The following is a 21169-nucleotide window of genomic DNA, read 5'->3' as shown; positions in this document are numbered from 1 at the left end:
GGATTCACTTGCCGGCGCCGGTCGCTTCGGTGATCACCGCCATGCCGGCGGTCAGCTCACCGGAAACGATTTCGGTGACGCGGCCATTGGTCGCGCCGGTGTGCACGCTCAGCGAAGCCGGCCGGCCGTCCTTGAGGATCCATAGCGTGCGTGCACCGGGCACCTCGTCCTTGACCTTGACCGATTTCTCCTGGCGCGGCGGGCGCGGCATCAGGCTCGACATGATGCTGCGCGACTCGCGGGCACGCGGGGCGGCCGGTGTGAAGCGCAGGGCCGCGTTCGGGACCAGCAGGACGTCGTTCTTTTCCAGTGTGACGATTTCCGCGGTGGCGGTCATGCCGGGACGCAGGCTGAGGTCGTCGTTGGCCACCTTCAGGGTGGTCAGGTAGGTGACCACGTTGTCGGTGGTGGTGGCACCGTAGCTTACCCGGGTGATGTGTGCGGGGTAGCGTCGGTCGGTGTAGGCATCGACCGTGAATTCCGCCCGCTGCCCCTCCTTGACCTGACCCACGTCGGCTTCGTCGACCTTTACCTGCAGTTCCATCTGGGCGAGGTCCTCGGCCAGCGTGAACAGGGTTGCCACCTGCAGCGACGCGGCCACCGTCTGGCCTGGCTCGACCGCACGGGTCAGTACCACGCCGTTGATCGGCGAGCGGATCGAGGCTTTGGCGAGGTTGGTTTCATTGGTGCGCAGCGTGGCCTTCGCCTGGGCTACGCTGGCGCGAGCGCTGGCCTGGTTGGCGAGCGCGCGGGCGAGCGTGGCTTCGGCGGTTTCGAGTTCGGCCCTGGACGGTACCTTGCCGCCTGAGAGCTTGAATACTTCGCGCAGGCGCGAGAGATTGGCGCGCGATTCCTGTACGGTTGCATCAGCCTGCCGCACCGAGGCTTCCGCCACGCTTACCGCTGCCTTGGAGTTTGCCACCTGGTCTTCCAGCTTCGATACGTCCAGGCGGGCCAGCACCTGGCCCTTGGTGACCGGGCTGTTGTCGTCGACGAAGACGCTCTGGATGGTGCCGGACAATTCACTGCCGACGTCGACCTGGTTGGTCGGCTGCAGGGTCCCGGTTGCCGACACCATCACCACGAGCTGACCCTTCTCGGCCTTTGCGGTCTGGTAGCGGATGTTGTCGTCCCCGTTGCCCGAGCCCAGCATCAGGTAGGCGGCCGCGCCGAGTACGAGCAGTACCGCGAGCCAGATCGGCCAGCGCATACGGCTGCGCTTCTGCGTGGTGACGTCCAGTATGGCCGCGGGGTTGGTGTCGGGGGTGCGCGTCGGGGTGGTGGTCATGAGGGGTTTCCGTTGCTTTCATCCGATGCGTCGGCGGCCGACCAGCCGCCGCCAAGGGCCTTGTAGAGCTGGACCAGGGCGGTGAGGCGATCGCCCTCCGCGCTGGCCAGACTGTCTTCCGTGGTGAGCAGGCTGCGCTGGGTCTCCAGCACGGTCGCAAAATCGATCAGGCCGCTTCGGTAGCGATCGGCCGCGAGCAGGTTCGCGTTGCGGGCAGCGGCGCTGGCGGCTGCCAGCGCCTCACGGCGGCGGCCGGTGTTGTCCACCGCGGTCAGCGCGTTCTCGACGTCTTCGAGCGCGCCCAGCACGGTGCCGCGATAGTTCTGCAGGCTCTTCTCGCGTACTGCATCCTGCCGGTCGACCTGGGCCTGCAGCCGGCCGCCATCGAACAGTACGCCGCTGATGCCCGCCGTGATGCTGCGCAACACCGAGGCGCCGTTGCCGAGTGCTGAAAAAGCCACCGATTCCAGCGCCAGCGTACCGCTGAGCCTGAACGACGGATAACGATCGGCTTCGGCCACGCCGGTGCGGGCGACCTCCGCCGCAAGCGTGCGCTCTGCGGCGCGCACGTCGGGCCGTTGGCGCAGCACGTCGGCGGGTATGCCGACCGCGATCGCCGCCGGCATGTCCGGCAGGCGGCCTGTCGCGAGCGTTTCCTGGAGCCGGCCAGGCGCTTCGCCGGTCAGCACCGAAAGACGGTTGGCCGCGCTGGCGATGCTGGTCCGAAGACTCGGGATCTGCGCCCGGGTCTGCTCGGTGTTGGTGCGCGATTGTTCCACGTCGACCGAGCTGGCCAGGCCTGCCTGGGCCCGCCAGTCGGTGATCTGCAGCGTTTCCTCCTGGCTGGCGAGGTTGCGTTGCGCAATCTGCAGCCGCGCCTGGGCGGTGCGCAGGGTGATGTAATCGAGCGCCACCTCGGCGGCCAGCGATGCGTGCGCATCCGCAAGCGAGGCAGCGGCAGCGGCGCTGTCGGCCTGCGCGGCCTCGATACCACGGCGAATGCCGCCGAAGAGATCGATTTCCCAGTCGGCGTCGAAGCCGGCGACCCAGCTCTCGTTGACCGCAGCCCCGCCGCGCTTGCTCGCCCCGCTCGATGCGCTGGCGGTAAGGCCGGGGTCACGATCGGCCAGCGCGGCGCGCTCCAGGGCCCGCGATGCGCGCAGGCTTGCGCGGGCAGCGAGCAGGTCCGGGTTGGCGCGGAACGATTGTTCGATCAGTGCCACGAGCTGTGCATCGCCGAATTGCTGCCACCAGCGCTCCAGCGAATGCTGCCCCGCATCGCCGGTGATGTGCGCGGCATGCCATTCTGCCGGCGCCTGCGGTGCAAGGGGGCGGTAGTCGGGACCGACGCTGGCGCAGCCACCAAGCGCAAGCAGCAGTGCGGCGAGCAGGCCGGCGTGTCGCCAACGCAGTGGCCGGGGAGGGGTGTTGTTCATGGTCTGCAAGGTGTTGCCTGCCGGTCAGCCGAATACATCGACCCGCAGCGTACCAGTTCGCTTCCATTCGACGAGCAAATCCTCCGCCTCGTGCGCTTGTCTGTGACCTTGGTCGCGGATGATCTTGAGCAGCGCGGCTTCGACCGATTTGCCCAGGGTGGCGGAGCGGCCGCACATGTACAGCACGCCGCGCTCCTGCTCGAGCCAGCGGAACAGCTCGGCACCGTGCTCGAGCAGTCGGGCGTCGATATGACGGGCATCGCTGGCATCCCGCGAGAAGGCGGTGTCGAGATGGTCGAGGACCTTGCTCTCCCGAAGGCGTGCGAGACTGCCGTGATAGAAGAAGTCCCCGTCACTGCGGCGATTGCCGAAGAACAGCCAGTTCGGTCCGGCCTCCGGCGTGACGGCACGTTCCGCAAGAAATCCGGGGAAGGGGGCGATGCCGGCGCCGGCCGCCACCATGATCAGGGGTCGTGCAGGGTCCTCGGGTGGGTTGAAGGCAGGGTGCGGGCGCAACCAGGCCGTGATGCGATCGCCCTCGGCGAGCGCGTGGCAAAGATAGCCGCTGGCCTCGCCGATGTGCTCCGCGCCGTCGGCATCGCGCCAGCGATGCAGGCTCACGGTGAGTCGGATCAAGTGGTCGCCGACCACGGACGATGAGCCGACCGAGTAACAGCGTGGCGCGGCCCCGGCGTGCGGCGCGATCAGCAGCAGATCGCCCGGCCGGAACGTGACGTCGGCGGCATCGGCCTCGAACCCCAGCTGCCAGGTTTCGGTGAGTCCTTCGATGTCGGGATCATCGAGCCGGTGCTTGAGCGCCAGGGTAAGTGACACCGCCTGGTCCGCGGCGGGCGCGTCGGCCTTGTCGATGGACAGCCCGAGTGGTGTGGAGAGTCGCTCGAGCCAGCGCGTCCAGGCCGGTCCGGGGTCCGCGTCCGCCCGTTCGAGCGCAGTGAATTCGCTGGCGCCATGGCTCAGCAGTGCCTCGCGCAGTGCCTCGCCACCGCCGCAGAAGTTCGCGTAGCGCCGGTCGCCGAGTGCCAGCATGCTGAAGCGGCTGCCGGCCAGCTTGCTGCCGGGAATCTGTTTCATGAAACGGCGGGCGGGTTCGGGCAGTTCGCCTTCGCCGGTGGTCGATACGATCAGCAGGGTTTGTCCGTAGGCGGCAAGCGATTGCGGCGCGAGCGTCTCGAGCGAGGCGCAGGCCACCTTCTCGCCTGCCGAGCGCAGCGCCTTGGCGGTGGCTTCGGCGAGGCGCGCCGCGGTACCTGTCTGGCTGCCGAAGGCCACCAGAGTAGCGGCGCCTGCGTCGGCGCTGCCTGTCGAGGCCTGGCGCCGGCGGCGCCACCATGACAGGGCGCCGGTACCGGTCAGCCCGGCGAGGGCGAGTGCGCCGGCAAAGCTCACGCCGGCCGAGAGTGCGCCGCCCCAGGTGCCTTCATGCAGCTCGCGTACCAGGCCCGGGCCTTCGCTCAGCGTGTCGATGCGTCCGTCGGGCTGGACCAGGTGGCGCAGCGTGCCGTCGGCCTCCATCGTGGTAACCAGTGCGCTGCCGCCGCGAAAGCGCCGGGCGGCCACGACCGGGCCGGCGTCGGCTTGCTCGGCCACGTTGCGGATTGCGCTCGCCAATGCAATCGGCGGGCCCTGCTCGATCGGCGGCAGGGTGGGGCCGCCAATGTGCAGTGCCATCAATGTACCTGTCAGCGGCGCCAGCACCACCAGCGGCAGGGCCAGCCAGGCGATGCCCTGGTGCCAGCCGAGCAGGGTGTTGCGCAGGTGCGGCAGACCAAGGACGAGGCCGATTGCGATCAGCGCCGTCATCGCGTAGGCGGCTATTTCGACGACGATACCGAGGCCCAGCAGCAGATTCTTGTGGAGATCCAGCACGATGGCGAAGAAGTCCGGTCCCGGTTGCGTGGCCGAGGCGATACCGCTGGCGATATCGAAGTTTCCGGAGGGCCCGGTCGCGTCGCGGGACTTGAGCGTGAGCGTACCGTCGGCGGGGGACACCGCAACGCTGGTGGCGCGGCCTTCGGGGTCGATCGCCGCGAGGGTCGTGGCAACCGCGACACTGTCGGCGGCATTGCTGCGCGTCGGAGCGTCCGAGAAAAGCGGCTTGAGCGCGAGAATGCCGCCGGAGATGATTATCAGCGCGAAAACGGGCGTCAGGGCCAAGGCGACCCAGCGATGAAGGCGGCGCAACAGGGGGCGGATTCTTGTGGTGTTCATGATCGAAGCCTGGGAGTGTTTGGCCGGATCGGGCGCGCCGTGGATGCGGCGGTCACGTCCGGATGCAGGAATTGTCGGACGATCGCCGGTTAACCGCGGTTATTGCCATGTAAAGACGGGTAAAGCCGCCCGTGCATCGGGATGACGGTCATGGAGGAAAAAAAAGCCGCCGGTGATCAGCCGGCGGCGGACGAGGAGGTCACGGCCTCCGTTGCTGAAATCGATGACCGGTCAGCTCTGGCGACCCGGGCCCGCTCCCATCGGTTCACCCATCGGGCCCCCGCGCTTGCCCATGCGGTCCTGCATGCGCTGCTGCATTGCGGCCTTGCGCTCCTGCAGTGTCTTGCGCTGCTCCGGGGTCAGCAGTTTGTAAATCTCGTTTGCGCTGCGCGCCCGCATCTGCGCCATCTCGGCCATCGCTTGGGCGCTGCGCTCGGTCAATGCCTTGACCTGGGCTTCGTCATACTTGTCCGACATCATCATGTCGCGCATCGCGATCCGTGCGGCCCGCATTTCCTTGGCCTTCTCGCGCATCGCCGGAGCCTGCTCGTGCATCAGTGCAAACACCTTGTCCTGCTGCGCTTCGGTGAGATCCAGCCCGCGCAGCATGCGGGGCATCTTCTCGCCGCCGAAGAATCCACGTTCGGACTGCATGCTCATCGGCCCGCCGTCGCACTGGCCGTGACCGTGGCCACCCATCATCGGGCGGGCCTGGGCGGCGAGCGGAAGTGCGAGGGCGATGCTGCTGGCAACGAGAAAGCTGCGAAGGGTAAGGTTTTTCATGATCGTGTTCTCCAGTGTCGATTGCTGTTGGCTGCAGCCAGCGGTTTGTGGCCAGCTGTTGGATCGCAGTGTGCATGCGGCACCTGTTAAGTGCGGTCAGCGGCCTGTAAAGCGGGGTAAAGCTCTGTAAAGGCCGAGCGCCGGGGTTTTTGTGAGGTGACGGCGGCCGAGGGCTGGAGTAGTGCCGCGCGGGGGGCAGTTCGGTCCGTCCGCGGTCCTGCCCCTCGGCAGCAGTCGTCGCGCACGACCCGTGCGGCGAATCGGCGTGGTGAAGGTCTCGCGGCGCGAGCTCGAAGTGTCGTGCCGCGGTGTCCGAGGCCGCCCGGATGGGGCTTGCGCAGTCCGGATCTGCCCGGCGAGGGTGTTGTGGCGGCGCAGGCGGGACCGGCATCGCGGCAGCGAAAACGCCGAATGAGGAAATGCCCGGTCGGGCCGACCCAGCTCAGAACCTGCCGTCCGGCCCGAGACGCGTCAGGTCAACGCGCCGTGAAGCTCATGCCATGGTCACGCGCGCGGCATTGCATCGTCTGCGTTCCCGCCGGGCGACCATCGTATGCCGTGCGAAGCCGTGAAATCAGCGGCCACCGGTCAAATTCATCGGTGGTTCGTTTCGGTAGCTCCGTCCAGGTGTGCCCGGGATCGCAAATCGGGGCATGAGGCGGTGTTGTTCGAGCGATGGGTGCGCCGAAGTGTCCAGCTTCGGCGGTCTTCGGGTGCGATGCGCGGGGAGCGCATCCTCTGCGAGCCCGGCGCATGTGTCAGACGGCAGATGCCCGCTGTAACCAAGCGGGGCAGCGGGTTTTCGTGGTTCTTGCCGTTTCAGGGTTGTGCGAGGTAGTCCAGCGTGAGCGCCGTCATCGCCCGCGCGCCGACTGCGAGCGAGGCCTCGTCGATCTCGAACTTGGGAGAGTGGTTGGGGGCGGCGGTCTTCTCCTTGCCCGGTGTGCTCGAGCCGAGGAAGAAGAACATGCCCGGCACCTTCTTCGAGAACTCCGAGAAGTCTTCGGATGCGCTCAGCTTGGGCGTGACCACCGCGTGGCCGCCGGTGACCTGCTTGAGCGTCGGCAGCATCGTCGCAGTCAGCGTTTCGTCGTTCACCGTGGTCGAGTAGCCCGGCTTGACGAAGCTCACCTCGGCCTTCGCACCGCTGGCCTGCGCGATGGATTCCGCCGTCGTGCGCATGCGGGCCTGCGTGTCGGCGCGCATGCCGTCGTCGAAGGTGCGCAGCGTACCAAGCAGCTCGACGCTCTCGGGGATGATGTTCTCGCGATTGCCGCCGTGGATCGAACCGATCGAGATCACTGCGGGCTCTTTGGTCAGGTTGAGCTGGCGGCTGACGATGGTCTGCAGGCCCATGACGATCTGTGAGGCGCTGACGATCGGGTCGACGCCGTTCCACGGGAAGCCGCCATGGGTCTGCCTGCCGGTCACCTTGATCGCGAAGGTGTCGCCGGAAGCGAGGATCGGGCCTGGTTTGTAGCCAATCGTCCCCACCGGGAAGGCGGGAATCATGTGCAGGCCGAAGACCGCATCGACCTTCGGGTTGTCGAGCACGCCGGCATCGACCATGGCGAGTGCGCCAATATGGTCGTGTTCGCCGTCAAGCGGCTCGGAGGGGCCTTCCTCGGCCGGCTGGAACAGGAACTTCACCGTGCCCGGGAGCTGGTCCTTCATGCCGGCCAGCACTTCCGCGGTGGCCATCAGGATTGCGGTATGGGCGTCATGACCGCAGGCATGCATCACGTCGACTTCCTTGCCCATATGCGTGCCCTTGGCCCTGGAGGCGAAGGGCAGGTTCACCAACTCCTTGACCGGCAGCGCATCCATGTCGGCGCGCAGCGCCACGACCTTGCCGGGTTTGCCGCCCTTGAGCACGCCCAGCACGCCGGTGCCGCCGACGCCGGTCTTCACCTCAAGGCCGAGTTTGCGCAGGTGATCGGCCACCAGCCCGGCGGTGCGGTGTTCCTGGTTCGACAGTTCGGGGTGCGCATGGATGTCGCGCCGCCAGCCGATCATCTTGTTCTCGATGGCGCCGACACGGGTCTCAATGTTCTTCAGCACGTTTTCTTCGATGGCGTGCGCACCACTCATCGCACTCATCATTGCGACGCCCAGCGCGATCGAGATTTTCTTCAGCTTCATGTCCTGTCTCCTCTTCGTATTTATTCAAAGCGTGTGTTGGATCTGGGTGCATCGGGATGCGACGGAGCATACGAAGAGGGGGTACGATGCGTCCAATGCAAGATTTTCGTTAATTTGATTACAGTTCGTTATCAATGAATCTGGGCCAGCTCCGCCACCTGATCGCACTCGCCGAGCACCGCTCCTTTCGCAAGGCGGCCGATGCGGTATGCGTCACCCAGCCAGCGCTCAGCCGCAGCCTGCGGGCACTGGAAGAAGAACTCGGGGTGAAGCTGATCGATCGTTCCGGCAAATACGACGGCCTCACCGCCTATGGCCGAAAGGTCGTGGAGAGCGCCCGGCGCATCCTGTTCGAGACCGCCGAACTCCGACGTGGCGTCACGCTGCTCAAGGAGGGACAGCTCGGCAGTATTGCGATCGGCTTTGGCCCGACGCCGGCCTCGATCCTGCTTGTGCCCTTCCTGCGCGAGATGGCAACGCGTCAACCGGCGGTCCAGGTCAAGATTGCCCGCGGCGCGGTCGACATGCTGCTGCAATCGCTGCGCAACGAGGCGGTTGACGTCATTGCCGTCGATCTGCGTGCGCTGGGCGCCACCGAGGATCTGCAGGTGGAACCCCTGACACCCCTGCGCGGCGGCTTCCTGTGCCGTGCAGGTCATCCATTGCTTGCTCAAGCGCATGTTGAGCCGGCCCATCTGCGCCAGTACCCGGTGGCGAGCATGCCGCTCAGCGACGAAATCGCGCGCAACCTCGTGGCCGATCTGGGGCCCGAGGCCCACCCCGGGCGCATGATCACGATCAACTGTGAGGATATCGCCAGTCTGCTTGACACCGTTGAGGCGACCGATGCGATCTTTTTCGGTATCTTCGCCAGCGCCCGCGAGCGGATCGCTGCCGGCAGACTGCGGGAAATCCGGGTCGAGCCGCACGTCGAGCGGGCCGGAAGTTACGCCCTGGTGAGCCTCGCCCGGCGTACGGAGTCACCCGCGCTGGCGTTTTTCAGGGAGTTCGTCCGGATGAATTTCCACGAGTAAGGGAAAACTGCGCTGCGCGCATTCGTATTCGTGCTCAGCCACGAGGCCCGAAGATCTGCCCGAGCGCGTTGACCCAGCGATCCAGGCGCCGTCCCTTGCCACGCGCGTGCAGCACCACCGGAAGTTCGGGAAGTACCGGGAGCGCGAGTTGCGGGCCGACATCGACTGCTTGAGCCGGCAACATCCTGGGTGCCAGGGCGGCAACGCCAAACCCGGCCATGACCGCAGCGGCGACCGTGGCAATCCCGCCACCAACCATTGCTTCGCGCCAGCGGATGTCGGCCTCGTCGAGAATCGTTGCCGCCAGAGCACGGACGCCGCACGGTTCGGCCAGCGTGACCAGCGGCAAGGGCTCGGCCGGATCGGGTGTCCACTCCGGCGAGGCAAACCAGCCATATTGTTCCGCCGCGATCACCACGCCATCGGCGCGGCCAAAGTCGAGTCGAACGAGGACGGCGTCGAATTCCCGCCGGTCGAATGATTGCAGGAGGTCCGCCGACGACGCGATGCGGATGTCGAACACCACCCCGGGTTCGCATGCCTTGAGGGCGGTGAGCAATGGCGCGAACTCGCTCCCGACGACGTGCTCGCTGATCCCGATGCTGAGCCGTGGCACCGCTTCGGAGAACTGAGCCAGCGCCCGCGCATGGGCGTCCATCAGGGCCCTGGCGGAGACCAGAAAAACCTCCCCGTGATTCGTCAGATGTACATGACGCGGCGTGCGCTCGAACAGTCGGCGGCCCAGTCGTGTTTCGAGCCGCTTGATCTTCTGACTGACGCTGGCCTGGGTCGAGAACATTGCATCGGCCGTGCGGGTGAAACTGCCCAATTCGGCCAGGCGAATGAAGGTCTGAACCGTGTCGATGTCGAGTGGGCGATCGTCGATCATTGTCGTGGCTTATCTCAGAAATAGGGGCGCGGCGGGTTTCGGCCGGCCGCATCCTGGGTAGAGTGAAGACACCAGATTACGAAGGAGTTGGCAATGCCGCTTACGCATATTTCCATCCGGGCCGGCAAGCCGGAAGCTTATCGCCAGGCGATTTTCGACAGCCTGAATCGCGCGATGCATGAAACCTTCGACGTTCCGGCGGACAATCAATTCATGGTTCTGAGCGAGCATGCAAAAAGCAATTTCCGCTATGCACCGTCGTACCTGAACATCCGCAGAACCGAAGACATCATCATTATCCAGATCACTGCCAATGACACGCGGACCCCGGATCAAAAGAAGGCCTTCTTTGCGCTCATTGCAGAGCTGCTCCACCGGAACGTCGGGGTGAGAAAGGAGGATGTCTTCATCAACCTGGTCGAGGTCAATAAAGAGAACTGGTCCTTGGGCAACGGGCTGGCTCAGTACGCCTGATCGCGCGCGACCGGCGAGAGCGGTGGCTGCCCGGTATCGAGAGGACGGGGTTTCTTTTGCGCTCCATCCGTTTCGCGGAGCCCGACCGTCAGAGACTCGCTCGTGAAGGTGCAACGGGTTGCGCCTTCACGAGCGATCGGTCGATCGACGAGATCCGCCTCAGCGCACGGTATAGCCCCGGGCATCGAGGCAGGCGCCCATGGCGCGGTGATAGTCGGAGCGCAGTGCTTCTATCCGATCGCTGGACATGTCGAGCATCTGGCGGGTCGGGTCGAAACCGGTCTGGTCGCGCGCCCAAGCGTGGCATTCGTAGCGGTCGCGTGCCTGCTGCGCTTCGGACTGCCCCTTGCGCGGATAGATGAAGATCTGGTCCTGGCCCGCCGAGTAGTCGTCGCTGCGATAGTCGGCAATGCCTGCGGGCGGCTCGACGACCACGTATCCGTCGCCGCGCCGGGCGTAGTAGACATCGTTGGCCACGTAATAGGCGTTGCCACCGATCTGCATGGTGATGTAGCCGAGCGGGAGGATCGGCACGAAGATGCCGATCGGCGGTGCGATCACCATGAAGCTGGCGCCGAAGGGCCGGTACCACACGCCGTCGTCGAAGTAATAACGGGTGCTGCGATAGGTGATCACCCGGTGCTCGTGCGGCAGCGCGCCGATCACCGTGCCACGGCGTGGGTAGTGACGATTGTCGACATGGCGATCCTGGCGGAATCCGTTCCGGTTGTCGCCACGCTCGTCGCCGCCGAAGTAATGCATCTCGGCGTCCGTTCGGGGGCGATCATTCCGCCATTGGTCGCGATAGACGCGTGCATCGTCGCGCCCGTCACGGCGGGTGCCTTGCTGGAACTCGGCGCGCGCGGGCGGACGGCTGTCGCGGGCGTCGCGTGAGACTTCACGCCTGTCCTGGCGCGAATCCTGTCGGAAATCACCTTGCCGCCTGTCGCCGCGACGCGGGTCGGGCTGGGCGGCCTCGGGGGTGTCACGGCGATTGTCGCGGAACGTCCTTCGCGAATCCCGTTCGTCGGAGCGGGCATCGCGCTGTTCGTTCTGCGCGGCCTGTTGCGCGCCGCGACGTTCCGAGCGGATGTCGTTGCGACCTTCGCTGCGGAAGGACGGGCGATTGTCGGGTGGTCGCACGGCATCGTCGGCGTTGGCAAGGGGGGCCGCCGCGGCGAGTGCCGCGAACAGTATCGCACCGGTCAATGCCACAGGTGCGGGCAGGGCATGTCGAACGGATCTCATGTAGTGTCTCCGGGTGATTATTTGACCGTGTAGCCGCGCCCTTCCAGGCAGGCGATCAGCGCGCGGCGGTAACCGCGGTCATGGCCATCCTGGCGGGCCTCGCTGCGACGGGCGTAGGCGTCTTCGATCGCCTGGGCACGCGCTTCGCGCGCGTTGTCCGCGGCGCTGCCGGCCACTGCGCCGATGACGGCGCCGATGGCCGCACCCTCGGCGGTTCGGTGCGGATTGGCAACCGCTGCGCCGATCACCGCGCCGCTTACCGCGCCCATCGTGGTGCTGTATCCCGATGGTGGATCAGGCTCGACCCGCGGTGGCGGGGCGCTCGATCTGAGCGACATCCTGCTCGGGTCGAAACCGCTCTCGCGCACGGCCCACAGATGGCACTCGTAGCGGTCGCGGTCGAGCCGCTGGCTGCCCTGCCCGCGTAGCGGATATACCACCACCTCGGTCGGCGCCGGTGGATAGTCGACACGCGATTCGCGTGTCGGGTAGGGGCGCGGTGCCGCCACGCAACCGCTCAATGCCGCCGCTGCCAGCAGTGCCAGGCCGGTGTGGCGGTGCAGCGTTCTGGAAGGGAACATCATCACGACAGTCTCCTGGCTGTACAGGATGCCAGTCTGCGCGCCTCCGGCGTAAAGCGGGGTTCTCCGATGGTTAAGCTATGTAAGCAGAGTGTGCGCGAAGGTGTCAGCCCCTGGGCGCCCCGCGATCGTCCTGCCCGTCCCGCTTGCCGTCGGCTTTCATGCTGGCGCGCAGATCGCGCAGCCGGGCCTGTACCCGGGCCAGCGTGTAATCGTCGTCATCGCGAAGGTTGAGGGCGAGCTGAAACTGCTCGAGCGCCTCGCGCTGATTGCCGGTCAAGGCGTAGTACTCGCCCTGCTGGTAGTGGGATGCCATCGGGCGCCCTGCGTCGGCGTAGGCTTCGGCGGCAATCCGGTGCAGCTGGGCGTTGCCGCGCAGACCTGCCAGCCGGCGCTCCGCGAAACGCGCTGCGTCGGCCGGACGTCCGGCCTCGATCAGCGCCCGCGGGTAGTCGAGGACGAGTTGCAGATGGTCCGGGTAGCGCTCGAGCGCAGCCTCGTAATGCGGGATCGCCTTGTCGTAGCGCCGGGACTGCAGATAGATCTGGCCGGTGAGCGCCTCGATCATCGGGTGATCCTGGCCGTCCGCCGTGAGGGCGAGGGCGATCTTCAAGGCCGCGTCGAAGTGGCCGGCCCGCAGCTGGGCCGCTGCCAGGCCATAGCGCAACGCAGTCTTGCGCGCGCCTGACGGGTTCGCGCCGAGCGCCTGCTCGAGGGCTGCCACCGCTTCGGCGGGTTCGCCCTGATAGCTCTGCAGCAATGCGCGCACCATCAGGAAGTCGACACTGTCCGGTACCTGCCGGTACGGCGCGGAGAGCGCGCGGTCTTCGGCTTCGGCAATGCGCTGGGTGGTCAGCGGGTGGGTGCGCAGCCAGCTCGGCTGATCACCCTCGATCAGACGGGTGCGCCGTTGCAGGGTGTGAAACAGTTCGGCCATGCCGCGCGCATCGAAGCCCGCACCGACGAGAAGCTTGAAGCCCATGCGGTCGGCTTCTTCCTCGTTCTCGCGGGTGAAGTTGATCTGGCTTTGCATTTGCCCGGCGGTCACGCCCGCGATCGCGGCGCTGGCCATCTCGCCATTGCCGGCGCCGGCGGCCACGACCGCCGCCAGCAGCCCCGCCAGCGCGGCGATCTGGTTGCCCGATTGGGCTTGCATCTGGCGCGCCATGTGGTGCTGGGTGACGTGGGAGATTTCGTGGGCGAGCACCGAGGCAAGTTCGGATTCGTTGTCGGTTGCGAGGATCAGGCCGGCATTCACGCCGACATAGCCGCCCGGTAGCGCAAAGGCGTTGATCTCGGGCGAGTCCACCGCAAAGAAGGCGAACTGGCCGGTGATCTCGGCGGAAGACGAGGTCAGGCGGTGGCCGAGCTGGTCGAGGTAGGCATTGATCTCAGGATCGTCGAGGAAGGCGCCGCTGGACTCGAGCTGGCGTACGCTGCGCGCACCGATACGGTTGGCCTGGTAGTCGGGCAGGGCCTGCTCCGAGGGGTCGCCGAGATCCGGCAGGGTGATCGCCGCAAAGCCGTTGGTGGCAAGCGTGGCGGCCAGCAGCATGGCCGGCAGGCGGCGCAGTGCGGGGAAACGGGTCATTGCAGCTCCGGGTTCGTCAGTTGGAGGATTCTCGCCATGGATGACGTAAAGCTCGGTCAATTCGGTGTAAAGGCCGGTAAAGAGCGGTAAAAGCGCGTTGCCCCGGCGGCGGGACGCTTATCATCGGCGCATCCACCAATGGGTGCTTGCGGATCGGACCATGACCAAGATACTGCTGGTAGACGACGACGTTGAATTGAGCGGCATGCTCGGCGAATACCTCGAGCAGGAGGGCTTCGAGGTGGCGATCCGCCACGATGGCGAGGCGGGTGCCGCCGAGGCGCTTGCCGGAGGTTACGACCTGGCGGTGCTCGACGTCATGATGCCGCGCCTGAACGGCGTCGAGGCGTTGCGGCGGATTCGTGCCGACAGCGCCATGCCGGTGCTGATGCTGACCGCCAAGGGCGATGACGTGGACCGCATCATCGGGCTGGAGCTCGGCGCAGACGACTATGTGCCCAAGCCCTGCACCCCGCGCGAGCTGGTCGCCCGCATTCGTGCCATCCTGCGTCGCAGCGGCTCCGATCGCGGTGGCGAGGCCGGCGGACAGCTGGTGGTCGGACCGCTGTCGATGTGGCCCGAGCGTCGCACCGCGGACTGGCATGGCAAGCCCCTCGAGCTCACCAGCACCGAGTTCAACCTGCTCGAGGTGCTGGCCCGCAACGCCGGCCGGGTGGTCGGCAAGGGGGATCTCTCCGAGTTGGCGCTGGGACGCCCGCTGACCCGCTTCGATCGCAGCATCGATGTGCACATGAGCAGCATCCGCCACAAGCTTGGTCCGCGCCCGGATGGGCAGTCCTGGATCATGACGGTGCGCGGCATGGGCTACCAGATGGTCAAGGACTGACACGATGGGGCGCCTCTTCTGGAAGTTCTTCTTCGCCTTCTGGCTCAGCCTGCTGGTCGCGGGGGCCGCGGTCGGCTTCGCCGTGTGGCTGCACAACCAGAGCGAGCGCGACGAGATCCGGTTGCTGCAGGGCGGCCCGCGTGCCGCCTGGGTCCTCGACACCGCGACGACGATTCTCGAGGCTGCCGGTCCCGATGGCCTGAGTGACCTGCTCGAGCGCTGGCAGCGTCGCCACTGGCGCAGCCAGCTGATGGTGGTGGATGACACGGGACGGGACCTGCTTGGGCGCAGCGTCGCGCCCGAGGCACTGGCCAGCGCGCGTGCGGCGCGCGGCGCGGACGATCAGGTGCGCGAGGTGAAGACCGCCTCGGGTGCGACCTACCTGCTGTTCGTCACCAGTGACGGCGAAGCGCGGTCGCCGCGCGGGCGACGCCCGCCCGAGCCCTCGCCATGGGTGCCGATCTTCGTCGGGCTGATCGCCAGCATCGGCTTCAGCGTGTTGCTCGCGTGGTATCTCTCCAAGCCGGTGCGCCATCTGCGCTGGGCCTTCCAGGCTGCCGCCGAGGGCCGGCTCGACGCCCGGGTACAGCCCTTGATGGGTGGCCGTCGCGATGAAATCGCCGATCTCGGTCGAGATTTCGACCGCATGGCGCAGCAGCTCCAGCAGCTGATCGCGGCGCAGCGCCGGCTGCTGCACGACGTCTCGCACGAGCTGCGTTCGCCGCTCGCTCGCCTGCAGGCCGCAATCGGCCTGCTGCGCCAGAATCCTGCACGCCTCGACGCCAGCCTCGAGCGTATCGAACGCGAGTCGGAGCGGCTCGACGAACTGGTCGGCGAGCTGTTGACCCTGTCGCGCCTCGAGGCGGGCGGGGGCGATGCGCCGCTCGAGCAGCTGGATCTCATGGACCTGATCGCGGCGATCGCCGACGATGCCCGCTTCGAGGCCGAGGCGAGCGGCCGGCGGCTGCATTTCGAGGGGCAGGGCGAAGCTATCGCACGGGTGCGGGGCGAGCTGATGCATCGCGCCTTCGAGAACGTGATCCGCAATGCGGTCAAGTACACCGCCGAGGGCTCGCAGGTCGATGTCACCGCGAGTGTGCGCGAAGGCGTATTGCAGCTGTGTGTCGGCGACCGTGGGCCGGGGTTGCCGGAGAGCGACCTGGAAGCGGTTTTCGAACCTTTCCATCGTGGCAGCAACGGGCAATCCGCCAAGGGCTTCGGGCTTGGCCTGGCGATCGCACGTCGCGCGGTCGAGACGCATGGTGGTCAGATTCGCGCCCGCAACCGAGACGGGGGCGGACTGGAGCTGGAGATCATGCTGCCGCTGCAGCGGGAGGCTTGAGCGGCAGCACCACCTCGATCTCGAGGCCGCCGCGGTTGCTTGCGCGAACCTGGCCCGCGTGGGCCTGCGTGATGCCCTTGACCAGGGCCAGTCCGATGCCGCTGCCGCTGTCACCCGAACGGCTCGCATCGACCTGGTAGAAGCGCTCGAAGATCCTCGCCAGTGCGGCTTCTGGCACGCCCGTGCCGTGATCGCGGACAGTGATGCAAGCAGCGGCCTGCCGTTCTCCGACCGTCACCTCGATGTTGCCGCCGCCGTGGTGCAGTGCGTTCTCGAGCAGGTTCTGCAGCAGTTGGAAGACCAGCGCGCGGTCGACCGCGAGCCTTGTCGGAGACAGCCGCGCCGAGATGGTTCGGCCATGTCGTTCGGCCAGCGGAGCATATAGCTCGATCGCGTCGGCGGCGATTTCGGCGAGATCGCATTCGATGCGCTCGCCCTGCCAGGCGCCGGCCTCGAGCCGGGCGAGGCGCAGCAGTGCGGCAAAGGTGTGCAGCTGTTCCGCAGTCTGTCCGGCGAGCGCCTCGAGACGCTGGTGCAGCGGATCATCGCGCGGTGTCTCGGCGAGCGCCTCTTCCAGCGCGTTGTGCAAGGCGGTGAGGGGGCGGCGCATGTCATGGGCCAGCGCGGTGGACACGTGCTGGGTCGATTCGATGCGCCGGGCGATTTCGTCGAAGGCCTGGTTGAAGCGCAGGGCCAGCTCGTCGAGCTCGTCTCCGCCCGCGCCCACGTGCAGTCGGTCGCTGAGCGCGCCTTCCTGGATGCGCCTCGCGGCCGCCGCCATCGACGACAGGCGGCGGTGCAGATGCGCCATGAAGACCCAGGTGAGCAGGCCGGAGACGAGGATGATCAGCGTGGCCGACCACCACATGCGATTGATCATGCTGCCGCGAAAGGCCGCCAGCGGTGAGCGCCTGCCGACCAGCAGGCGCTCACCGCCGAACAGTACGAAGACCTCGCCCTCGATGTAGTGACCGCCCGCATCCTTGAGGCGGAACCACTTTGCGTCGCTGGCGGGGGCGCCCTCGGGCCAGGCTGCCAGATTCCCGGCGAGGCGGGTGCCGTCGCCGCCGAGCAGCAGGTAGATTGCGTCCGCATCCACCGCCGAGCGGATGCGGGCATCGACCTCGCGCCGCAGGGCCTCGAGGCCGTGGTCGTGGAAGCGTGCATCGAGGGCAAGGATCTCCTGCTCGATGGCGGCGCGTACTTCGGCCCGGATGTGTCTTTCGGCGTCGCGCAGCAGCGGGTAGAACACCGCACCGACGATGCAGGCGACCGCGAGCGGCAGCGCGATCGCGAAGCGGTAGAAGGGGCTGGCGGGGATGCGCATCGGGTCCGGGAGATCCTGCCCGGCCGTCACTCGCCGCGCAGCCCGAGCCTGTAGCCCGCGCCGCGTACGGTGTGGATCAGGGCGGGCAGGCCGGGTGCGTCGATGGCGGCGCGCAGGTTGGACACGTGAACGTCGATGACGTTGGTTTGCGGGTCGAAGTGGTAGTCCCACACCGCTTCGAGCAACATGCTGCGGGTCACCACCTGATCGGCGTGGCGCATCAGGTATTCGAGCAGGGCGAAGGCCTTGGGCTTGAGCGCGATCTCGCGGCCGGCGCGGCGCACGGTGCGGCGCAGCAGGTTCATCTCGAGATCACCCACGCGCAGCAGTGCGGCTTCAGCCGGCTTGGCGCCGCCGCTGCGGCGCTGCAGTGCATCGAGGCGGGCCAACAGCTCGGAAATGGAGAAGGGTTTGACGAGATAGTCGTCGCCGCCGGCGCGCAATCCCTCTATGCGCTCGTCGACCTCGCCGAGTGCACTGAGCACGATGATCGGCAGATCCTTGCCCGAGGCGCGCAGGGTGCGCAGTATGGTGAGTCCGTCGACCTGCGGCAGCATGCGATCGAGCACGATCGCATCGAAGTTCTCGGTGGTGCCCAGGAAGAGGCCATCACGGCCGTTGTCGGCCAGTTGGGTGATGTGTCCGGCCTCGCGCAGGCCCTTCTGGAGATAGCGGCCCTGTTCGGCGTCGTCCTCGACAATCAGGATCTTCATTTCTGGCGAGTCGGGCCGGGGACCCTCTGGGCAACAAGTCGTTGCGCATTCTCGCGCTGCAGGCCGGCACTCTGCAATTGCCGCCGGTCAGCCGCCTGCAGCCGCGTGATGCGACAGTGTCCGGTCTGATTGAACAGTTCATCGCTGCCGATCCGCAATTCGTGACCGAGCACCGAAATGCGTTGCGGCGGTTCGGTCAGGAAATTGCCGCAGCCCGGTGAAACGTCCACTCGATAGGGTTCTTCGACCCCAAGCCACAGGATTCCGGTGTCGGGGGCCGTGGCAATCCATTCGAATACCTGCGATACGCGTACCAGCGCCGGTCGGTGATTCGGCGGGTCGGGGCGCGTCGAAGCGGCAAGCAAGGGCGGGGAGAGCGCCAGCGCGAGTGCAGCGAAGGGCGCGGTCAGAAACTGCGACATGGCCGCATTGCTCCTGGCTTTCTTCGCGAACATCGCACGCGGCGCTCTTGAAAAGGCAAGGGCGCCGTCAATGGCGGCGCCCCGACTGATTCCGCGGCGATCAGGTCGCCGGCGTCGCGGCCGGCTTGGCTGCCGGAGCGGCTTTTTTCTTGGCCACGTGCTTGACCTTGTGGACCTTCTTGACAGCGTGTTTCTTCGCGGGTTTGGCGGCGACCTTGGCCGGTGCGGCGGCAGCGGCCTCGGTGGTGGCGGGGGCTGCGTCAGCGGCCTGGGCGACACCGAAGCCCAGGCTCAGTGCGGCGATCAGTCCGGTGGCGGCCAGCTTCATGCGGGTGTTGATGCTCATCTTGATACTCCTCGGCGGTTTGTGTGTCCGGCAACACAGTCTGTTGCGGTGAGGAGAGTCTGCGCGGACTGGCATGAAGCGATGCTGGTGCGCGGATTAAGAAAGATTAATCTTCGTCCGCGGGCCGCGGCGTCGCGATCAAGCCTAGACCTTGAAGCGCGACACCGACTCCTGCAGACGATCGGCGAGACGCTGCATTTCGCCGGCGGCGGTCACGGTACGTGCCACCGTGGCATCGTTCTGGCGCGCCATGCCGGCGATCGCCTCGATGTTGCCGGTGACCGTCTCGGTGGCGCGGCGCTGCTCCTCGGTCGCTTGCGCAATGCGGTCCAGGCCGTCGCGGACCTCGGCCACCGAAGCGCCTGCGGCCTTCAGCACTTCGGCGACGTTCCCGGCCGCCTCGCGGCTGGCCGAGAGATGGCCGATTCCCTTGTCGAGCGAGCTGCGAACCGCTTGCGACTGGCCGGAAATCGTGCCGGTTATCGCATCGATCTCTCCCGCCGAGCGGGCCGATTTTTCCGCCAGCTTGCGCACTTCGTCGGCCACGACGGCGAAACCGCGGCCCTGCTCTCCTGCGCGCGCGGCCTCGATTGCCGCATTGAGCGCCAGCAGGTTGGTCTGCTCGGCGATCTCGCGGACCTCGCGCGTCATCGAGCTGATGGCGGTGGTCGAATCGACGAAGGCGTTCACCGACTCGACCATGTGCTGTACGGCCTGGCCGACATGGTCGACTTCGGCGATCAGGTGGTCGAGGCTCTGCTGTCCGGCGGCTGATCGTTCCTCGCTCTCGCGCGACAGCTGGTGCACCGATTCGGTGCTGGCGGCGATATGGCTGATGTTGCTGCCCAGCGCTTCGACGGCCGCCGCGGCCTCGATCGATTGATTGTTCTGCTGGCGCGAGCCGCTCGCCACCCGCTCGGCTTCGCCGGACAGGCCGCGGGCGGAAGCCGAGACCTCGACCGCCGAGGTGCTGACCTGGCGGACCAGATCGGCAACCGTGCCGAGCATGCGGTTGAACAGCGATGCGGTACGGCCGATCTCGTCCTCGCTCACCACCTTGAGCCGGCGTGTCAGATCCCCTTCGCCCTTGGCCAGTTCGGCGAGCCCTGCGGACATTTCATCGAGCGGACGGATCACGAAGCGGCGGATGAACAGAAACACGATCAGCATCACCGGCAGCGACACGATGAAGGCGAAGAGGATGCTCTTGTTGCGGAAGGTGGCAACCGCGGCATTGGTCTTCTCGAGCGAGATATGCATGCTCACCGCGCCCAGCGGTGTGCCCGGTGCGACCTGGTGGCAACCGATGCAGTTCTTGCCGAGGTAGTTCTCCGAGGCGAGTGCGGGAATGACCACCCGCAGATGTTCGCCGAGTTCGGGCGTGGTCTCGAGGGCAAGATACGGTTTGCCACTCTGCAGCGCCTCGCGCTCGACCTCGTCGACCGCGCCGGCATCGGCCGCACCGCCGGGGCCGTAGACCTTGCTCACCGCTTCGCCACGAAGCACCTTGAGTCCCCGGATCGCGGACAGCTCCTTGATCTGGTCGAGGAAGACGTCGCGTTGGGCGACGGTGCCGGTGATCATCATGCCGGTCAGGCCGGCCATGGTCATCTCATTGACCGCGTGCGAAAAATCCCGGGCCTGATCGATGGCGATGTTCCGGGTAGCTTGTGTCTCCCAGGTGATCATGCCGCCCCAGGCGATGATCAACATCAACCAGATCGCGCCGGTGAGGCGCAGCCAGATAGGTGTATCGGAAAATCTTCTCATGGTATCCGCGGCTTTGAGCAGCCGTTCGCGATGGTGTGGTGAGATCGCTAACGGCCGCCGCGGGGCCGGCTTTAGTGCCGGCGTCAAGTGAACGGAACGGCGCTCAACGAGCGGGGGGACTGAGCCATCCCTTGAGCATGCGGGTCAGGCGCGGCATCAGCAGGTAGGTCATGGTGGGAACGACCAGTCCGGTGAGTATCGCGGTGCGCAGCAGAAAGGGCAGATCCTCGAGGAGCGGTCCGACCAGCCACAGGTAGAGCGATACTGTGGGGAAGATTCCGAGCCAGGTGACCACTGTCATGCGGCCGCGCGGCGGATGCAGCGAGGGGGGAACGACCGGTGGCGTGAACCATGCTTCGAGTCCGGTGAGCGTGCGATAGGCAGGCTCGTTCTCGGCCAGCTCGACGAGCCGCGCATGAAAGCGCCGCCGCTCGGGCGACTCATCCCAGAGCTGCATGGCCGTTTCGCAGGCGAAGCGCACGACCACCTGATAGTCGTCACCCGGCTTTTCGGGGGGAATCAGGTCGGCACCGAGAAAGCCGTTCGTCGCGTGCATCGCCGCGAACATGTCGCGGATCGTGGCCTCGTATTCCCTTTCGCGGCCCGGACGGGCGCGGCGGCGCGCAATGCGCGTGACGGGCGCGTCGGATGTGCTCATCTGATGGCTCCAAAAATCTCGAGATTATGTGATTTGACGACTTCTGTCC

At 66.6% G+C, this 21169-nt stretch carries 19 protein-coding genes; 4 read left to right on the top strand and 15 right to left on the bottom strand.

The window, feature by feature from the left end:
• Nucleotides 1-4 precede the first annotated feature (4 nt).
• The 5 genes from GQB03_RS01950 to GQB03_RS01930 all read right to left on the bottom strand — a co-directional run bounded on the left by GQB03_RS01950 (nucleotide 5) and on the right by GQB03_RS01930 (nucleotide 7878).
• Nucleotides 5-1288 (bottom strand): efflux RND transporter periplasmic adaptor subunit, encoded by a 1284-nt coding sequence (locus GQB03_RS01950; protein WP_159683461.1) that lies wholly within the window; start codon nucleotides 1286-1288, stop codon nucleotides 5-7.
• Entirely contained in the window at nucleotides 1285-2724 is a 1440-nt protein-coding gene (locus tag GQB03_RS01945) for an efflux transporter outer membrane subunit (protein WP_159683459.1), read from the bottom strand. The genes GQB03_RS01950 and GQB03_RS01945 overlap by 4 nt, the downstream gene beginning before the upstream one ends.
• A gap of 24 nt (nucleotides 2725-2748) precedes the next feature.
• Nucleotides 2749-4953: a PepSY domain-containing protein gene (locus GQB03_RS01940; protein WP_159683456.1), complete on the bottom strand. Its 2205-nt coding sequence runs from the start codon at nucleotides 4951-4953 to the stop codon at nucleotides 2749-2751.
• A gap of 231 nt (nucleotides 4954-5184) precedes the next feature.
• Nucleotides 5185-5736: a Spy/CpxP family protein refolding chaperone gene (locus GQB03_RS01935; RefSeq protein WP_159683453.1), complete on the bottom strand. Its 552-nt coding sequence runs from the start codon at nucleotides 5734-5736 to the stop codon at nucleotides 5185-5187.
• 819 nt (nucleotides 5737-6555) lie between these two features.
• Nucleotides 6556-7878, bottom strand: a complete 1323-nt coding sequence (locus GQB03_RS01930) for an amidohydrolase (protein ID WP_159683451.1) — start codon at nucleotides 7876-7878, stop codon at nucleotides 6556-6558.
• 134 nt (nucleotides 7879-8012) lie between these two features.
• Here GQB03_RS01930 and GQB03_RS01925 point away from each other — a divergent pair, with 134 nt between their 5' ends.
• Nucleotides 8013-8912 carry a LysR family transcriptional regulator gene (locus tag GQB03_RS01925; RefSeq protein WP_159683448.1) on the top strand — a complete coding sequence of 300 codons (900 nt, stop codon included), beginning with the start codon at nucleotides 8013-8015 and terminating at the stop codon, nucleotides 8910-8912.
• Between the two features lie 34 nt (nucleotides 8913-8946).
• On the opposite strand, the gene GQB03_RS01920 is transcribed toward GQB03_RS01925, so the two are convergent.
• Nucleotides 8947-9801: a LysR family transcriptional regulator gene (locus tag GQB03_RS01920; protein WP_200832068.1), complete on the bottom strand. Its 855-nt coding sequence runs from the start codon at nucleotides 9799-9801 to the stop codon at nucleotides 8947-8949.
• Between the two features lie 93 nt (nucleotides 9802-9894).
• Between GQB03_RS01920 and GQB03_RS01915 the strand changes: the two genes are divergently transcribed.
• Nucleotides 9895-10275: a tautomerase family protein gene (locus GQB03_RS01915; protein ID WP_159683446.1), complete on the top strand. Its 381-nt coding sequence runs from the start codon at nucleotides 9895-9897 to the stop codon at nucleotides 10273-10275.
• Nucleotides 10276-10434: 159 nt separating this feature from the next.
• Here GQB03_RS01915 and GQB03_RS01910 read toward each other — a convergent pair whose 3' ends face one another.
• The 3 genes from GQB03_RS01910 to GQB03_RS01900 all read right to left on the bottom strand — a co-directional run bounded on the left by GQB03_RS01910 (nucleotide 10435) and on the right by GQB03_RS01900 (nucleotide 13695).
• Complete coding sequence (locus GQB03_RS01910) at nucleotides 10435-11523, bottom strand: DUF6515 family protein (RefSeq protein WP_159683443.1); 1089 nt, start codon at nucleotides 11521-11523, stop codon at nucleotides 10435-10437.
• 17 nt (nucleotides 11524-11540) lie between these two features.
• Nucleotides 11541-12107 (bottom strand): glycine zipper family protein, encoded by a 567-nt coding sequence (locus GQB03_RS01905; RefSeq protein ID WP_200832067.1) that lies wholly within the window; start codon nucleotides 12105-12107, stop codon nucleotides 11541-11543.
• A 103-nt stretch (nucleotides 12108-12210) separates the two neighbouring features.
• A complete protein-coding gene (locus GQB03_RS01900) occupies nucleotides 12211-13695 on the bottom strand; it encodes a M48 family metalloprotease (protein WP_159683441.1) in 1485 nt (494 codons plus the stop codon).
• A gap of 160 nt (nucleotides 13696-13855) precedes the next feature.
• On the opposite strand from GQB03_RS01900, the gene GQB03_RS01895 reads away from it, so the two are divergent.
• On the top strand, nucleotides 13856-14542 hold the full coding sequence (locus tag GQB03_RS01895) for a response regulator transcription factor (RefSeq protein WP_159683438.1): 687 nt from the start codon (nucleotides 13856-13858) through the stop codon (nucleotides 14540-14542).
• Between the two features lie 4 nt (nucleotides 14543-14546).
• A complete protein-coding gene (locus GQB03_RS01890; RefSeq protein ID WP_159683435.1) occupies nucleotides 14547-15884 on the top strand; it encodes a sensor histidine kinase in 1338 nt (445 codons plus the stop codon).
• Here the strand turns inward: GQB03_RS01890 and GQB03_RS01885 are convergent.
• From GQB03_RS01885 to GQB03_RS01860, 6 genes are all read right to left on the bottom strand, one after another.
• Nucleotides 15856-17211, bottom strand: a complete 1356-nt coding sequence (locus GQB03_RS01885) for a HAMP domain-containing sensor histidine kinase (RefSeq protein WP_159683432.1) — start codon at nucleotides 17209-17211, stop codon at nucleotides 15856-15858. The genes GQB03_RS01890 and GQB03_RS01885 overlap by 29 nt on opposite strands.
• A gap of 26 nt (nucleotides 17212-17237) precedes the next feature.
• Nucleotides 17238-17924, bottom strand: a complete 687-nt coding sequence (locus tag GQB03_RS01880) for a response regulator transcription factor (RefSeq protein WP_159683429.1) — start codon at nucleotides 17922-17924, stop codon at nucleotides 17238-17240.
• Nucleotides 17921-18346 (bottom strand): hypothetical protein, encoded by a 426-nt coding sequence (locus GQB03_RS01875; RefSeq protein WP_159683426.1) that lies wholly within the window; start codon nucleotides 18344-18346, stop codon nucleotides 17921-17923. Before GQB03_RS01875 ends, GQB03_RS01880 begins: the two co-directional genes overlap by 4 nt.
• A 100-nt stretch (nucleotides 18347-18446) precedes the next feature.
• Nucleotides 18447-18692, bottom strand: a complete 246-nt coding sequence (locus GQB03_RS01870) for a hypothetical protein (protein WP_200832066.1) — start codon at nucleotides 18690-18692, stop codon at nucleotides 18447-18449.
• 144 nt (nucleotides 18693-18836) lie between these two features.
• Nucleotides 18837-20462 carry a methyl-accepting chemotaxis protein gene (locus tag GQB03_RS01865; RefSeq protein ID WP_159683423.1) on the bottom strand — a complete coding sequence of 542 codons (1626 nt, stop codon included), beginning with the start codon at nucleotides 20460-20462 and terminating at the stop codon, nucleotides 18837-18839.
• A 103-nt stretch (nucleotides 20463-20565) separates the two neighbouring features.
• Nucleotides 20566-21120, bottom strand: coding sequence for an antibiotic biosynthesis monooxygenase (locus GQB03_RS01860; protein ID WP_159683420.1), 555 nt, complete (start codon nucleotides 21118-21120; stop codon nucleotides 20566-20568).
• Nucleotides 21121-21169: the final 49 nt, after the last annotated feature.

This window comes from Cognatazoarcus halotolerans, assembly GCF_009800965.1.
In the GTDB taxonomy this organism is placed as follows: domain Bacteria; phylum Pseudomonadota; class Gammaproteobacteria; order Burkholderiales; family Rhodocyclaceae; genus Cognatazoarcus; species Cognatazoarcus halotolerans.
This window is presented reverse-complemented; position numbering and strand designations above follow the sequence as displayed.

Excerpts from the sequence above, each read along its gene's own strand:
- GQB03_RS01950 (WP_159683461.1), bottom strand. The coding sequence starts at position 1,288 with ATGACCACCACCCCGACGCGCACCCCCGACACCAACCCCGCGGCCATA.
- GQB03_RS01945 (WP_159683459.1), bottom strand. The coding sequence starts at position 2,724 with ATGAACAACACCCCTCCCCGGCCACTGCGTTGGCGACACGCCGGCCTG.
- GQB03_RS01940 (WP_159683456.1), bottom strand. The coding sequence starts at position 4,953 with ATGAACACCACAAGAATCCGCCCCCTGTTGCGCCGCCTTCATCGCTGG.
- GQB03_RS01935 (WP_159683453.1), bottom strand. The coding sequence starts at position 5,736 with ATGAAAAACCTTACCCTTCGCAGCTTTCTCGTTGCCAGCAGCATCGCC.
- GQB03_RS01930 (WP_159683451.1), bottom strand. The coding sequence starts at position 7,878 with ATGAAGCTGAAGAAAATCTCGATCGCGCTGGGCGTCGCAATGATGAGT.
- GQB03_RS01925 (WP_159683448.1), top strand. The coding sequence starts at position 8,013 with ATGAATCTGGGCCAGCTCCGCCACCTGATCGCACTCGCCGAGCACCGC.
- GQB03_RS01920 (WP_200832068.1), bottom strand. The coding sequence starts at position 9,801 with ATGATCGACGATCGCCCACTCGACATCGACACGGTTCAGACCTTCATT.
- GQB03_RS01915 (WP_159683446.1), top strand. The coding sequence starts at position 9,895 with ATGCCGCTTACGCATATTTCCATCCGGGCCGGCAAGCCGGAAGCTTAT.
- GQB03_RS01910 (WP_159683443.1), bottom strand. The coding sequence starts at position 11,523 with ATGAGATCCGTTCGACATGCCCTGCCCGCACCTGTGGCATTGACCGGT.
- GQB03_RS01905 (WP_200832067.1), bottom strand. The coding sequence starts at position 12,107 with ATGATGTTCCCTTCCAGAACGCTGCACCGCCACACCGGCCTGGCACTG.
- GQB03_RS01900 (WP_159683441.1), bottom strand. The coding sequence starts at position 13,695 with ATGACCCGTTTCCCCGCACTGCGCCGCCTGCCGGCCATGCTGCTGGCC.
- GQB03_RS01895 (WP_159683438.1), top strand. The coding sequence starts at position 13,856 with ATGACCAAGATACTGCTGGTAGACGACGACGTTGAATTGAGCGGCATG.
- GQB03_RS01890 (WP_159683435.1), top strand. The coding sequence starts at position 14,547 with ATGGGGCGCCTCTTCTGGAAGTTCTTCTTCGCCTTCTGGCTCAGCCTG.
- GQB03_RS01885 (WP_159683432.1), bottom strand. The coding sequence starts at position 17,211 with ATGCGCATCCCCGCCAGCCCCTTCTACCGCTTCGCGATCGCGCTGCCG.
- GQB03_RS01880 (WP_159683429.1), bottom strand. The coding sequence starts at position 17,924 with ATGAAGATCCTGATTGTCGAGGACGACGCCGAACAGGGCCGCTATCTC.
- GQB03_RS01875 (WP_159683426.1), bottom strand. The coding sequence starts at position 18,346 with ATGTCGCAGTTTCTGACCGCGCCCTTCGCTGCACTCGCGCTGGCGCTC.
- GQB03_RS01870 (WP_200832066.1), bottom strand. The coding sequence starts at position 18,692 with ATGAGCATCAACACCCGCATGAAGCTGGCCGCCACCGGACTGATCGCC.
- GQB03_RS01865 (WP_159683423.1), bottom strand. The coding sequence starts at position 20,462 with ATGAGAAGATTTTCCGATACACCTATCTGGCTGCGCCTCACCGGCGCG.
- GQB03_RS01860 (WP_159683420.1), bottom strand. The coding sequence starts at position 21,120 with ATGAGCACATCCGACGCGCCCGTCACGCGCATTGCGCGCCGCCGCGCC.